6 protein-coding genes are annotated in these 14,702 nt (G+C 74.9%); 3 read left to right on the forward strand and 3 right to left on the reverse strand.

The features are described from left to right. Positions 1–12: 12 nt before the first annotated feature. Together ACWEQL_RS06780 and ACWEQL_RS06785 are read left to right on the forward strand one after the other, a co-directional pair. Positions 13–9,147 (forward strand): amino acid adenylation domain-containing protein, encoded by a 9,135-nt coding sequence (locus tag ACWEQL_RS06780; protein ID WP_452149104.1) that lies wholly within the window; start codon positions 13–15, stop codon positions 9,145–9,147. Continuing rightward, complete coding sequence (locus tag ACWEQL_RS06785) at positions 9,144–10,406, forward strand: serine hydrolase domain-containing protein (protein WP_452149105.1); 1,263 nt, start codon at positions 9,144–9,146, stop codon at positions 10,404–10,406. Before ACWEQL_RS06780 ends, ACWEQL_RS06785 begins: the two co-directional genes overlap by 4 nt. An 83-nt stretch (positions 10,407–10,489) precedes the next feature. On the opposite strand, the gene ACWEQL_RS06790 is transcribed toward ACWEQL_RS06785, so the two are convergent. Both ACWEQL_RS06790 and ACWEQL_RS06795 read right to left on the reverse strand, forming a co-directional pair. Continuing rightward, on the reverse strand, positions 10,490–11,131 hold the full coding sequence (locus ACWEQL_RS06790) for a LuxR C-terminal-related transcriptional regulator (RefSeq protein ID WP_452149106.1): 642 nt from the start codon (positions 11,129–11,131) through the stop codon (positions 10,490–10,492). Further along, positions 11,122–12,144, reverse strand: coding sequence for a histidine kinase (locus tag ACWEQL_RS06795; RefSeq protein ID WP_452149107.1), 1,023 nt, complete (start codon positions 12,142–12,144; stop codon positions 11,122–11,124). The genes ACWEQL_RS06790 and ACWEQL_RS06795 overlap by 10 nt, the downstream gene beginning before the upstream one ends. Before the next feature lie 410 nt (positions 12,145–12,554). Here ACWEQL_RS06795 and ACWEQL_RS06800 point away from each other — a divergent pair, with 410 nt between their 5' ends. Further along, positions 12,555–13,109 carry an ATP-binding cassette domain-containing protein gene (locus ACWEQL_RS06800; RefSeq protein WP_452149108.1) on the forward strand — a complete coding sequence of 185 codons (555 nt, stop codon included), beginning with the start codon at positions 12,555–12,557 and terminating at the stop codon, positions 13,107–13,109. Here the strand turns inward: ACWEQL_RS06800 and ACWEQL_RS06805 are convergent. Beyond that, positions 13,099–14,016 (reverse strand): ArsR/SmtB family transcription factor, encoded by a 918-nt coding sequence (locus tag ACWEQL_RS06805; RefSeq protein ID WP_452149109.1) that lies wholly within the window; start codon positions 14,014–14,016, stop codon positions 13,099–13,101. The genes ACWEQL_RS06800 and ACWEQL_RS06805 overlap by 11 nt on opposite strands. Positions 14,017–14,702 lie beyond the last annotated feature (686 nt).

Consider the following 14,702-nt stretch of genomic DNA (forward strand, 5'->3'; position numbering starts at 1 on the left):
GAAGGTACGCAGATGACCCAGTCCGACGAGATGCTCGCGTCCCTACCGGCGCACCTGCGGGCGGAGCTGCTGCGCCGCCTCGCCGGCGAGTCCGCGCCCGCCGAGCGGCCGATCCCCGCGGCCCCCCGCGACGGCCTGCCGCCGATGTCCTCGGCGCAGGAACGGCTCTGGTTCGCGGCCGAACTGGAGCCCGACAGCGCCGAGTACAACACGCTGCGCGCGCTGCGGCTGCGCGGCGACCTCGACGCCGCGGCGCTCGGCGCCGCGCTCGACCAGGTCGTGCGCCGGCACGAGACGCTGCGCACCACCTTCGACGCGGTCGACGGCCGCGGCGTCCAGGTCGTCCACGAGCACGCCGACCGGCCGCTGCCGGTCGTCGACGTGTCGGGGCCCGACGCCGGGCCCGCGGTGGAGCGCTTCCTCGCGACGGAGATGAACACCCCGTTCGACCTGCGCCGCGGACCGCTGCTGCGGGCCACGCTGCTGCGCGTGGACGCCCGGGAGCACGTGCTCGTGCTGGCCATGCACCACATCGTCTGCGACGGCTGGTCGACCGGGCGGCTGCTCGGCGAGCTGGCCGCCGCCTACGACGCGGCGGCCGGGGGCGCCCCGGCGTCCCTGCCGGAGCTGTCCGTGCAGTTCGCCGACTTCGCGGTCTGGGAGCGCGAGCGCTCCGGCGCCCTCGACGAGCAGCTCGGGTACTGGCGCGAGCGCCTCGCCGGGATGCGCACCGCCGACCTGCCCACCGACCGGCCGCGGCCGCCCGTCCGCACGCCCGCGGGCGCCATCCTGCCGGTGGAGATCCCGGCGCCGGTGCTGGGCCGGCTGCGGGAGCTGAGCCGCGGCCGGGACGCGACGCTGTTCATGGCCCTGGTCACGGCCACCAAGGTGCTGCTGGCCCGGTACTGCGGCGAACCGGACGTGGCGGTCGGCACGGTCACCCTGGGCCGTCAGCGGCCCGAACTGGAGAACCTGATCGGCTTCTTCATCAACACCGTGGTGCTGCGCTCCCGGGTGGAGGAGTCGCTGTCCTTCACCGAGCTGCTCGGCCGGGTGCGCACGGGCCTGCTGGAGGCGTTCGCCCACGACGAGGTGCCCTTCCAGCGGCTCGTCGACACGCTGCGGCCCGAGCGGGACGCCTCCCGGCCGCCGCTGGTGCAGGTGATGGTCAACCTGCAGAACATGGCCGAGACGCTGCCGGCCTTCCCCGGGCTGGAGGTCACCGAGATCCAGCCGCCGGTGGACGTCGCGAAGCTGGACCTCACCTTCGACTTCTACGAGGACGCCTCCTCGCTCACCTGCTACCTGGAGTACAGCACCGACCTGTTCGACCGGGAGACCGTCGAGCGGCTCGGCGGCCACCTCGTCACGCTGCTGGGCGCGGTGGCCGACCGGCCCGAGGAGCCGCTCGCCGGCCTGTCGATGCTGCCGGCCGACGAGCTGCGCACGCTCACCGCCGACCGGCAGGGCCCGGTCCTCGCGGTACCGCAGGAGGCGCCGACCCTTCACCGGCTCTTCGACGCGCAGGCGGCCCGGACGCCCGACTCCGTCGCGGTGAGCGACGGCAGCCGCGGCCTCACCTTCGCCGAGCTGTCCGTACGGGCCAACCGGCTCGCCCACCACCTGGTCGGGGCCGGGGTCCGCCCGGGCGTGCTGACCGGCGTCTGCCTGGAGCGCGGCGTGGACGCGATGGTCGCGCTGCTGGCGGTGCTCAAGGCCGGCGGCGCGTTCGTGCCGATGGACCCCGAGCACCCCGCGCAGCGGCTGGCCATGATGCTCGAGGACGCCGCCGCCCCGGTGCTGATCACCGACTCGGCCGCGGCGGGCGAGGGCGCCTGGACCACGATCCGCCTCGACACCGACCGGGACGCGATCGAGCGCCACCCCGCCACGGCGCCCGCCACGGCCGCCGGGCCGGACGACCTCGCGTACGTCGTCTACACCTCCGGCTCGACCGGCCGCCCCAAGGGCGTGATGGTCAGCCACCGCAACGCCGCCCACATGATGCGCGCCTGGGACGCCCGCTACGACCTGACCGGGCTGCGGGGCCGCAGCCTGTCGGTGTCCAGCCTCGCCGTGGACCTGTTCCTCGGGGACTTCCTGATGTCCGCGATGTACGGCGGGGAGATGGTGATCTGCCCGGCCGAGGTGATCTCCGACCCGCCCGCCCTGGCCGCGCTGATCGACGAGGTCCGCCCGCAGCTGCTGGTGACCACCCCCTCGCTGGCCAAGGCGGTCACCCAGGAACTGTCCTGGAGCGGGCGCCGGGCGGACTCGCTGCGCGTCCTCGCGGTCGGCTCCGAGGCGTGGCTGGCCGCCGACGCGGCCGCGGTCCTGGAGCTGCTCCCGCCCGACGCCGTCGTCACCAACAACTACGGCGCCACGGAGACCACCGTGGACTCCACGACGTACCGGCTGCGGGCCGGGGAGTCGGCCGGCACCGCGGTCGTGCCGATCGGCCGGCCGCTGGGCAACACCCGCACCTACGTGCTCGACGCCGGGCTGCGTCCCGTCCCCGTCGGCGTGCCCGGCGAGATCTGCATCGGCGGCGACGGCGTGGCCCAGGGGTACTGGAACCGCCCCGAGCTCACCGCGCAGCGCTTCCTCGACGACCCGTTCACCGCCGGCGGGCGGCTCTACCGCACCGGCGACGTCGGGCGATGGCGGCCCGACGGCGACCTGGAGTACCTCGGCCGGGTGGACGACCAGGTCAAGGTCCGCGGCTTCCGGGTGGAGCTCGGCGAGGTCGAGGCCGCCCTGCTGCGCCACCCCGGCGTCGCGGCGGCCGCCGCCGCGGTGCGTCCCGACCCGGCCGGCCGCGACCGGCTCGTCGGCTACCTGGTGGCGGACGGCTCCGCGCCCACCCTCACCGAGCTGCGCGCGTTCCTCGCCGGGATCGTGCCCGACCCGGCCGTGCCCTCCGCGCTCGTCGTCCTCGACGAGCTCCCGATGACCCCCAGCGGCACGCTGGACCGCAAGGCGCTGCCGGCGCCGGCCGCCACCGACCACGCCGCCGGGCACCACGTGGCGCCGCGCGACCCCACCGAGTCCGCGCTCGCCGCGATCTGGGCCGAGGTGCTGGGCCTGGAGCCCGGCACGGTCGGCGTCGACGACAACTTCTTCGAGCTCGGCGGCGACTCGATCGTCGGCCTGCAGGTCGTGTCCAAGGCACGGCGGGCCGGCCTGCGGCTGACCGCCAAGCAGATCTTCCTGCACCAGACCGTCGCCGACCTGGCCGCCGTCGTGGTGACCGCGGAGCGGCCGGCGCCGCGGGCGGCCGAAGCCGCCGCGGTCGGCGACGTGCCGCTCACCCCCGTGCAGCACTGGTACTTCGAGCAGTACCCCGAGGGCGCCGCCCACTTCAACCAGTCGATGTTCGTCGAGCTCGCGCCCGGCACCGACCCGGCCGCCCTGCGCACGGCGGTCACGGCCCTGCTCGACCACCACGACGCGCTGCGGCTGCGCGCCGTCCGCACCGACGGCGTCTGGCGCCAGCACTGCGCGGCCGCCGAGACGGGCGAGGCGCTGCGCACGGTCGACCTGTCCGGCCTCGACGCCCCCGCCCGCGAGCGGACGGTCCGCGAGGCGGTCACGGCGGCGCAGGAGGGGTTCCGGCTCGACACCGGGCCGCTGCTCGCCGCGGTGCTCCTCACCGGCGCGCCCGGGCCCGACCGGCTGTTCGTCACGCTGCACCACCTCGTCGTCGACGGGGTCACCTGGCGCGTGCTGCTCGCCGACCTGGAACTCGCCCACCGGCAGGCGGCGCGGGGCCTTCCGGTCGCCCTGCCGGAGAAGTCCACCGGCTTCCGCGAGTGGTCGACGCGGCTGAGCGAGGCGGCCGCCGCCGGCCGCTTCGACGGCGAGCGGCCGTACTGGCGGGCCGTCGAGGCCGCGTCCGCCGCGTGCCCGCCGCTGCCGGGCGCGCACACGGCGCAGGACACGCTCGCCGACGCCCGTACGGTCGAGGCGAGGCTCGACGCCGAGCTGACCCGCGCGCTGCTGCGGGACGTCCCGGCGGCGTACCGCACCCAGATCAACGACGTGCTGCTGACCGCGCTCGCGGCGGCGCTGGCCGACTGGACCGGCGGCGGGGCCGTCGCGGTCGAGCTGGAGGGTCACGGCCGCGAGAACCTCTTCGACGACGTCGACCTGTCCCGTACGGCGGGCTGGTTCACCACGCTCTTCCCGGTCGTGCTGCCCGTCCCGGGCGGGGACTGGGGCACCCGGCTCAAGGCCGTCAAGGAGACCCTGCGCGCCGTCCCCGAGGCCGGCATCGGGTACGGCGTCCTGCGCCACCTGACCGGGGACTCCGGGCTGGGCGGCGCCCGCTGCCAGGTCGGCTTCAACTACCACGGCCACTTCGACGTGGCGACCGGCGACGGCCTGCTGCGCGGCTGGCGGCCCAGCCCCGCGCCGGACCGCGGCGCAGGTCTGGTCCGCCCGAACCCCCTGGAGATCACCGGGATGGTCCGCGACGGCCGGCTGGAGTTCTCCTGGGAGTACTCGGCCGCGCTGCACGACGAGGCGACGATCACCACCCTCGCGGCCCGCTTCACCACCGCGCTCGCCGAGATCGTCGCGCACTGCGCCGGGGCCGGCGGCTGCACCCCGTCCGACTTCCCGCTCGCCGGGCTCGACCAGGCCGGCGTCGACCGGATCGCCGGGGACGGCCGCACGGTCGAGGACGTCTACCCGCTCACGCCGATGCAGAGCGGCCTGCTGTTCCACTCGCTCGACGCGCACGAGGACGACATCTACTTCACCCACCTCGGGCTGGTCCTCGACGGCGTCACCGACCCCGCCGTGCTGGCCGAGGCGTGGCAGCGGGTCGTCGACCGCACGCCCGTGCTGCGGACGGCGATCGCCGACGCCGAGGGCGGGCGCCCCCTCCAGGTGGTCCACCGGGACGTCCGGGTGCCCGTCGTCATCGAGGACTGGTCGGAGCTGACCGAGGCCCGGCAGCAGGAGCGCGTGCGCCTGCTGGCCGAGGCCCCGGCCGAACCGCTGGACCTGGCCCGGCCGCCGCTGCTGCGGCTGCACCTGGCCCGGCTCTCGCCGTCCAGCGTCCACCTGCGCTGCTCCTCGCACCACCTGCTGCTGGACGGCTGGAGCTTCGCCGACGTGCTCGGCGAGGTCTTCGCGGAGCACGCCGCGCTCAGCGGGCGCGAGGTCGCGCCGCCGCGCCCGCGCCGCCCGTTCCGCGAGTACGTGCGCTGGCTCGGCGAGCAGGACACCGCCGCGGCGCGGGCGTACTGGACCGGCCTGCTCGACGGCTTCTCCGCGCCCACCGCGCTGCCGTACGACCGGCCGCCGCTGCGCTCGCACCAGTCCCGCGACACCGGCCACATCGACCTCGCGCTCACGGCGGAGGAGACCGGGCGGCTGGAGGGCTTCGCCCGGGAGGCCCGGGTCACCGTCAACACCCTGATCCAGGGCGCCTGGGCGCTGCTGCTGTCCCGCTACAGCGGTGAACGGCAGGTCTGCTTCGGCACCACGGTGGGCGGCCGCCCGTCCGAGCTGCCGGGCTCGGACGAGATGGTCGGCCTGTTCATCAACACCCTGCCCGCCCGGCTGACCGTCCCGCCCGGCGGCGACCTGCGCACCTGGCTGCGCGGGATCCAGGAGCAGCAGGTCGACGGCCGCCAGTTCGAGTACGTCTCGCTCGCCCAGGTGCGGCACTGGGCCGCGATCCCGGCGGGCACCGACCTCTTCGACAGCTGCGTGGTCTTCGAGAACTTCCCGTACGACGAGGACGCCGCCGGGCGGTACGGGCTGGGGGTGCGGTCGCTGGCGGGCCTGGAGACCTCGAACTTCCCGCTGACCTGCGTGGCGCACCTGGTGGACGGGCTCCACCTGCGGCTCGGCTACGACCCGCGGCTGTTCGACGACGCCACCGCGCGCCGCTTCGCCGATCACCTGCTCGGCGTGCTCGACGCGATGGTGGCGGAGCCCGACAGCACGCTGCGGGACCTCACGGTCGTCCGCGGCGCCGAACTCGACCGGCTGATCGGGGAGTTCAACGGCGCCCCGTCCGGCTACCCCGACCGGTGCCTGCACGAGCTGTTCGCCGAGGTCGCGCGGGAGCACCCGGACCGGCCCGCGGTCGTCGCCGGCGACACCCGGCTCACGTACGGGGAGCTGGACGCCCGCTCCGACCGGCTCGCCCACGAGCTCGTCGGCAGGGGCGTCGGCCCGGAGACGCCGGTGGGCATCTGCCTGCCGGGCGGCGCCGAGATGATCACCGCGATGCTCGCCGTCCTCAAGGCGGGCGGCGTGTACGTGCCGCTCGACCCCGGCTACCCGGCCGAGCGCCTCGACTACCTCTTCCGCGACTCGGGCGTGCCGGTGCTGCTCACCAGCGCCGCGCTCGCGCCCGGACTGCCGCCGACCGGCGCCGAGGTCCTGCTGATCGACGACCTGCGGTCGGGGCCCGCCGGCGGGCCGCCGCCCTCGCGCACCGTCCCGGACAACCTCGCCGTGCTCGTCTACACCTCGGGCTCGACCGGCACGCCCAAGGCGAGCATGGTCACCCACCGCGGCCTGGTCCGCCTGGTGCGCGCCGCGGGCGAGCACACCTTCGGGGACGCCGCCACGATCGCCCAGCACCACTCGATCTCCTTCGACGCCGCGCAGAACGAGCTGTGGCAGGCGCTGCTCACCGGCGCGTGCCTGGCCGTGCGGCCCGGCGACTTCCGCTCGGTCGACGAGCTCGACAAGTTCCTGCGCGACAACGAGGTGCAGGCCATGTCGTTCGCGGCGGGCTTCTTCCACGCGGTCGCCGACACCGACCCGGGGATCCTCGCCGGGCTGCGCAAGGTCGTCGTCGGCGGCGAGGCGCTGTCCGCGCCGCACTGCGCCCGCGTCCTCGACCGGCTGCCGGAGCTGCGGATCGTCAACGCGTACGGGCCCACCGAGTGCTCGGTGACCGCGACCTGCTTCCCGGTCGAGCGCGGCGGGCGGTCCGGCGGGAGCGTCCCGGTCGGCCGCCCGAGCGCGGACGCCCGGGTCTACCTGCTCGACCGGGACCTCCAGGTGGTGCCGGTCGGCGTCACCGGGGAGGCCTACCTCGCCGGTGACGGCGTCTGCCGCGGCTACCGGGACCGGCCCGCGATGACCGCCGAGCGCTTCCTGCCGGACCCGTTCGGGACGCCCGGCTCCCGGATGTACCGCACCGGCGACCTGATGCGCTGGCGTCCCGACGGCACGCTGGAGTTCGTCGGCCGCACCGACGACCAGGTGAAGCTGCGCGGCTACCGCATCGAGCTCGGCGAGATCGAGCAGGCGCTCGCCCGGCACCCGGAGGTGGCACGGGCGGCCGTCATCGTCCGCGAGGACCAGCCGGGCCGCCGGCGCCTGGTCGGGTACGTGGTCTCCGAGCTGGACCCGGCCGAGCTGACCGCGTACCTCGCCGAGAGCCTGCCCGACTACATGGTCCCGGCCGCGCTCGTCCGGATGGAGCGGATACCGCTCACCCCGCACGGCAAGGTCGACCGCCGCGCCCTGCCGGAGCCCGTGACCGCGACGGCCGGCCAGGAATCGGTGGAGCCCCGCACCGCCGAGGAACGCACGATGGCCGCGATCTGGGCGGAGGTGCTCGGCGTCGAACGGGTCGGCGTCACCGACGACTTCTTCGAGCTCGGCGGCGACTCGATCCTCAGCATCCAGGTCGTCTTCAAGAGCCGCCGGGCCGGGCTCCAGGTCTCCTCCAGCGACCTGTTCCGCCACTCGACCGTCGAGCGGCTGGTCGCCGCCGCCGGCCAGGACCGCCGGGTCGCCGCCACCCAGGAGGCCGAGGCCGGCGAGGTACCGCTCACCCCGATCCAGCACGAGTTCTTCGCCCGCAACACGGTCGCCCCGCAGCACCTCGCCCAGTCGATCCACGTCGAGCTCGCGGACGGCACCGACGAGGCGGCGCTGCGGGCCGCCCTCACGGCGATCGTCGAGCACCACGACGCGCTGCGGATGCGCTACACGCGTGACGACCGGGGCCTCTGGTCGCAGCGGAACGCCGCGGCCGAGACCGGCGAGCTGTTCGAGCGCCACGACCTCTCGGGGCTGCCCGACGAGGAACTGCCCCCGGTGATGAACCGGCTCGCCGCGGCGGCCGACACCGGTCTCGACCTGGCGGCCGGTCCGCTGCTGCGGGCGGTCCTGTTCGACCTCGGCCCGGGCCGGCGGGCGCACCTGCACCTGACCGTCCACCACCTGGTGATCGACGCGGTGTCGTGGCGGATCCTCAACCACGACCTGGACCTCGCCTACCGGCAGGCGCTCGACGGCGAGCCGATCGACCTCGGCGCCAAGACCTCCTCGTTCCGCCAGTGGGCCACCCGGCTCGCGGCGCACGCGGCCGACGGCGGCTTCGCCGACCAGACCGGGCACTGGGACGCGGTGCCGGAGGCGACGCCGCTGCCGGCCGACGGCCCCGGACCGAACGTGGTGTCCTCGCGGCGGATCATGCCGGTGCGGCTGGAGCGGGAGGAGACCGCGGCGCTGCTGCACGTGGCGCCGGGCCGGTTCCGCGCCCGGGTCAGCGACGTGCTGCTCTCCGCGCTGGCCTGGACGATGTGCCGCTGGTCCGGCGAGGACCGGCTGGTGATCGAGATGGAGGGCCACGGACGCGAGGAGATCTTCGACGACGTCGACCTGTCCCGCACCGTCGGGTGGTTCACCAGCTCGTACCCCGTCGCGCTGGAGGTGCCCGGACGGACGGCCGGCGAGGCCGACTGGCCGGCCGTGGTGCGCTCGGTGCGCCGCTGCCTGCGCGCCGTCCCCGGCAACGGGCTCGGCTACGGCGCGCTGCGCCACCTCTCCGGGGCCGCCACGCCGGACGCGGAGCACACGCCCCCCGCGGTGCTGTTCAACTACCACAGCCAGACGGAGGAGATCACCCGGACGGCCGACCGCTCGCTGTTCCACGCCTTCCACGAGCCGATCGGCCTGGAGCAGGACGAACGGGAGCGGGTCGTGCAGGCGCTGGAGGTGGTCGGCGCGGTCGAGGGCGGTCGGCTCGGCTTCGACCTCTACTACTCGGTCAACCTGCACGACGGCGCGACGATCGAGAAGGTCGGCTCCGACCTCGTGGCGGCGCTGCGCTCCATCGCCCGCCTCTGCGAGCCCTCCCTCGGGACGGGGGACGCCCGGTGAACGAGGCACTGGCGGAGCTCGCGCTGCGGCACGGCGTGCCCGGCGCCCAGGTGGCGATCTGGCGCGACGGCGTCCTCACCACCGCGGAGACCGGTGAGGAGGAGGCCGGGTCGGGACGGCCGGTGACGGCGGCGACGGCGTTCCCGCTCGGATCGCTCACCAAGCCGTTCACCGCGACGCTCGCGGCCCTGCTGGTCGCCGACGGCGACGCGGACCTGGACGAGCCCCTGCGGGAGCAACTGGGCGAGCTGCGCGCAGGCCCGGAGTTCACGCTGAGGCAGGTGCTCAGCCACACCGCGGGCCTGGCGGCCAACACCGCCGAGCTGCCGGCCGGGACCACCCGCGCCCGGTGGCTCGCCGGCCACGCGTCCGGGCTGGGCGTGCACGAGCCGGGCACGGTGTTCTCCTACTCCAACCCGGGCTACCTGATCGCCGGCCGGCTGGTCGAGGAGATCACCGGGCTGGACTGGGCGCAGGCCGTCCAGGCGATGCTGCTGCGCCCGCTGGGGCACGACGCCGCGGCGCCGACCGCCCTGGGCCACCTCGTCCGTCCGGACGCCCCGCCGAGGCCCATCGGGGAGCAGTCGGTACCGCCGCTGGAGGACCCGGCCGCGGGCCTGCGGGCCGGCGCCCGCGATCTCGCGCTGTTCGGCGCCGCGCACCTGGGCCTCGGCCCGGGCGCGGCCCTGCTCGACGCCGCGACGGCGCGGGCGATCCGCGAGGACGTCACCGCCGGGCTCGCCGTGGACGCCCACGGGCTGGCGGGCGGCTGGGGCGCCGGCTGGTCGCGGTACGGGACCTGGTTCGGCCACGACGGCACCGGCGACGGCGCGTGGAGCCACCTGCGCGCGGACCCGTCGACGGGGACGGTGGTGGCGCTGACCGCCAACGGCAGCACCGGCGCCCGGCTGTGGGAGTCGCTGCTGGCGCACCTGGGCGAGAGCGGCCTGGAGGTCGGCGACCACGCCCGGGACCCGCGGGACGTCGAGCCCGTGCCGGCGCCGCCGCGGTGCGCCGGGCACTACGCGAACGGCGGCTGGTCGTGCCGGGTCGAGGCCGACGGCGGGGACCTCCTGCTCTCGGTGGACGGGGCGGCGCCGGTCCGGCTGCTCGTCGGCGGGGACCTCTCCTTCCGCACCCCCTCGGACGGCGGTCCGCGCGCGGCGATGCCGTACGTCGGGCGGTTCCTGCCGGACCCGGTGACCGGGGACGTCGACCGGGTGCAGATCACCGGGAGGCTCTGCGTCCGGCAGGGGTAGGCCGGCAGGGGTAGGACGACAGGAAGCGGCGGGCCCGTTCGTGGAACGGGCCCGCCGCTTCGTCGTACCGGGGCCGCGGGCCGTCAGGAGGCCTCCAGGTAGGTCAGCACGGCCCGGACCCGGCGGTGGCCGGCGTCGGTCTCGGTGAGCTCGAACTTCGCGAAGATGTTGCCGATGTGCTTGTGCACGGCGTTGTCGGTGATGGACAGCTTCCTGGCCAGCGTGGCGTTGTCGTGCCCCTCCGCCATGAGCGCCAGGACCTCCCGCTCCCGCCGGGTGAGCGTGGACAGCGGCCGCGTCCGGGTGGCGAGCAGCTGGGTCACCACGTCGGGGTCGAGCGCCGTGCCGCCGGCGGCCACCCGGTCGAGCGCCTCCAGGAACTCGTCGACCCGGCTGATGCGGTCCTTGAGCAGGTAGCCGACGCCGCGTCCGCTGCTGGAGAGCAGCTCGGAGGCGTAGGTCTGCTCCACGTACTGGGACAGGACCAGGACCGGCAGGCCGGGGTGGACCCGCCGGGCCTCGATCGCGGCCCGGATCCCCTCGTCGCGGAACCGCGGCGGCAGCCGCACGTCCACGATGGTGACGGCCGGGCGGTGCTTGTCCACCGCGGCCAGGAACCCCTCGGCGTCGGCGGCGACCTCGGCCACCTCGTAGCCGGAACCGGTCAGCAGCAGCTCCAGGCCGGTGGCGAGCAGGACGTTGTCCTCCGCGATGACTATCCGCACGGCAGCTCCACGGTGATGGTGGTGGGGCCGCCCGGGGGGCTGACGACCGTGACGCAGCCGTCCAGGGCCTGCGCGCGGCCGCGCAGGCCCGCCAGCCCGCTGCCGCCCCCCTCGCGCGCGCCGCCGACGCCGTTGTCGGTGACGACGACCGTCAGCACGTCGTCGACGCGCCAGACCCTCAGGCCCGCCTCGGTGGCCCGGCTGTGTTTGGCCACGTTCGTCAGCGCCTCGGTGACCACGAAGTAGGCGACGGCCTCGATGGCCGCCGGGATCCGGTTCAGCTCGCCGATGTCGAGCGAGACCGGTACGCCGCCGCGGGCGGCGACGGTGCGCAGGGCCCCCGGCAGTCCGCGGTCGGCGAGGATGGGCGGGTAGATGCCGCGGAGCACCTCGCGGAGCTCGACCATCGCCTCCTCGTTGACGTCGGTCGCCTCGCGCAGCATCCGGGCGACGGTGGCGGGGTCGCGGTCCAGGCACCGCCGGGCCACCGCGAGCCGCATGGCCACGGCCACCAGCCGCGCCTGGGTGCCGTCGTGCAGGTCGCGCTCGATCCGCCGCAGCTCGGCGCCGTGCGCCTCCAGCGCGTCGCTGCGGGTGCGGGTGAGCGTGGCCACGCGGTCGGCGAGCCGCTGGGTGCGCGAGGGCGCGAGCACGGCGAGGGTCGAGCGGGCGTAACCGGTGGCGAGCGCGGGCAGCGCCAGGCAGCCGACGGCGAACAGGACGGTCCCCACCGACGGGCCGGCGCCCGCCCCGGGCCAGCCGACCACCGGGATGTCCAGTACCGTCCTCGGGCTGCCCTGCACCGGGAGCGCCCACCACAGCGGCAGCGCCACCAGGAGTATCAGCGCGTTGCCGACGCACAGGAGCGTGGCGAGCCCGCAGGTGAGGCCGACCGTGACGTGCAGGGCGAGCCAGTACACATGGCGGGGAAGGGCGATGCTCTGTGCGAGGACGGGGCGGCCCAGCAGACGGCCGGCCCGCTGCCGGTGCCAATCCGCCCACGCCTGACGCATACTCGGATGACAGAGCAGCAGGAACGAGAGAAGACTCATGACCGCGGTGCCGAATTCCCCCAGCAGATAGACCGTGGACCGCGGCAGCGACGCCCAGGCGCGAATCGCCGGAGCACATCGGGCGAGCATGCGCATTACAGCTGGCTGTAGTTCTTTCCCTGCGGCAGAGGGTATGGGCTCAGCAGCGCCGGAGGGCCTAACATGCTGATCAGGCCGAGTCTTTGGAACCGGAGAGGGATAAAATCGGCCCACCTCCGCCGGAGTGGAACGGGGACGGCGGACCGGTTGCACAACCAACCTCCCGATCATTGAAAGAGATCATCATGACTGACCATCGTCCGGCCCTTCAGCTGTGTCATGTCGGTGCGATCGGAGCCGGGGGCGACGAGTCCGGATATGTGATCGAGAATGTGACATTCGCGTGCGAAGTCGGGACATGGACGGCTCTGGCCGGGCCGGCCGCCGCGGGCAAGACCGGCGTCCTGCGGTGCGCCGCCGGGCTGGACCCGCTGACGTCGGGTGAGGTCCGTCTCGCCGAGGGGCTGAGGCTCGCGCACGTCGGGCTGCGATCGGTGACGGAGCAGCTGGCGGCCGTCGACACGCTCGCCTCGGAGCTCGGCCGGCTGCCGGCCGACGCGGCCGGGCTGCTGGGCGAGGCGCTCCACCGGCTGGACCTGTGGGAGGAACGGGAGACCCCCGTGGCCGACCTGACGGAGGGACGGCGACGCGCCGCCGCGGTCGCGGTCGCGATCGCCGACACCCCGGACGTGCTGCTCGCCGACGACCTCACCGGCGGGCTCCCGCCCGCCGACGCCGCCGCGATCCTGGACCTGCTGCGCGACCTGGTGGACCGGCGGGCGCTCTGCGTCCTGGCCTCGGCCGCCAACCTGGCCTCCCTGGAACGGGCCGACGCCGTGGTGCTGCTCGCCGACGGCCGCGTGGTCGAGACCCGGGTCATGCCCTGACGCCGCGGAGCCCCGGACTTCCCCGGAGCTCACCCATCGACGGGTGGCCCGGACCGCTCAGCAGACCGCCGAGTTCGGCGGGCAGCTCGCCCTGCAGGAGCGCCAGGCCGAGCGGGGTCAGCGTGTGCATCGCGGTGGTGCGGTTGCGCAAGGTCGTGATCAGACCCGCCTCACGCAGGACGGTGGCCTGTTTGCTGGCGCCGGAGAGGGAGATGCCGAGTCGGTCGGACAGATCGCCGGTGGTGCCGCTCTCGGACAGCGCGCGCAGGGCGGCCGCCCGGGTGGCCCCGACGAGGGCGGCCAGCGCCCGGTCGCCCTCGACCTCGGACTCCTCGGGGGCCGACTCCAGGTCGTTGAGGTCCAGGGGGACGGAGAAGACGAGCGCCGGCACACTGGACTGCCGCTCGGAGCGGACGAACACGCAGGTCTTGGGCGGGAGGAAGAGCGAGGGGCAGAGGATCAGGCCGCGCCCGTTGAGTTCGATGTCGAGGTCGAGGTCGGACGCGATGTGCAGCTGCGAGGACTCCCACGTCACCTTGGGATGGAGCCCCGCGAGCAGGAACTCGATGCCGTTGGTGATGGCCATCCGCCCGCGCACGTCGCGCTCGATCTCCAGCCGGGCCTGCATCCGCGACCAGTAGGGCAGGATGCCCGCGCAGCAGAACTGGACGACCACCTGGGCGAGGCTCCGGGCCCGGGCCCGGACGGCCGACGGCACCGAATCCGCGTCGGGTCCCTCCCGCTCCAGCAGCCACAGGAGATCGGGGATCACCCGGTACTCGGACACGACCCTGTCCACGGCGGGAAGATCGTCGCCGAGCCGCTTGCGTACGTATCTGTGCCAGCCGACACCGCCGCGGGCCCGGTCGCGGCCGAAGCGGTGGAGTGCGAAGACCGCTTCGGACATCGGTCCCAAGGTGTGGACCATTCTTAAACGCTGAATGTCTTCGCTGGTAACGTGAATGCGCAACACTGCCACCCCCGTGTCACACCTGATGCGCTATTGGCACGCAGAAGCCTAGGCAGTGTCGCCGGTAATGGCAAGATCGATCTCTTTCGATTTTGCCTGGATCGGGGGCGGTGGCGGCAAGCGGCTTGATCATTCGTTGGGCCGCCCTTGACCTGCCTGCGGCGGCCGGCTTGCGTGTTTCGGGCGGTGCGGTGACCGGGCCGTGAACGGGAAAGTGGAAACTCCTGCTGAGCTGGGGTGATGGGATTTCCCGGGGTCCGCGCCGCCGCGGCGGCGCGGACGCGTTCCGGGTGGACGCGGGGCGGGGGAGATCCGGCCGGGAGTCGCCGGGCTCCGGCGGGGGTCGTGGTTCCCGGGCGACACCGGCGGAGCTTCGGCCCCGCCAGGGCGCTCCCTCCTCATCCGCCACAGGCCGTGACCGGCCCTCGGACCCGCACCGCCGCCTGCCGCCCGCTCCACGACTGGGGGCCCGGACGCCCTGGACCGGGGCGTCCGGGCCCCGACCGTGCCCGCCGGGCGGGCGCCGCCGGTCGGGCCGTCCGGAACGGAACGGGGAGGCCGGCACCGCGGGCGCGGGGCGGGCGTCCGAGGGCCGCTGTGAGGGGAATGGTCCATCGACATCC

It is taken from the genome of Kitasatospora sp. NPDC004240 (assembly GCF_053603215.1).

What these genes read in the sequence shown, in the direction of transcription:
- ACWEQL_RS06780 (WP_452149104.1), top strand. Translation starts at nt 13, where the DNA reads ATGACCCAGTCCGACGAGATGCTCGCGTCCCTACCGGCGCACCTGCGG.
- ACWEQL_RS06795 (WP_452149107.1), bottom strand. Translation starts at nt 12,144, where the DNA reads ATGCGTCAGGCGTGGGCGGATTGGCACCGGCAGCGGGCCGGCCGTCTG.
- ACWEQL_RS06805 (WP_452149109.1), bottom strand. Translation starts at nt 14,016, where the DNA reads ATGTCCGAAGCGGTCTTCGCACTCCACCGCTTCGGCCGCGACCGGGCC.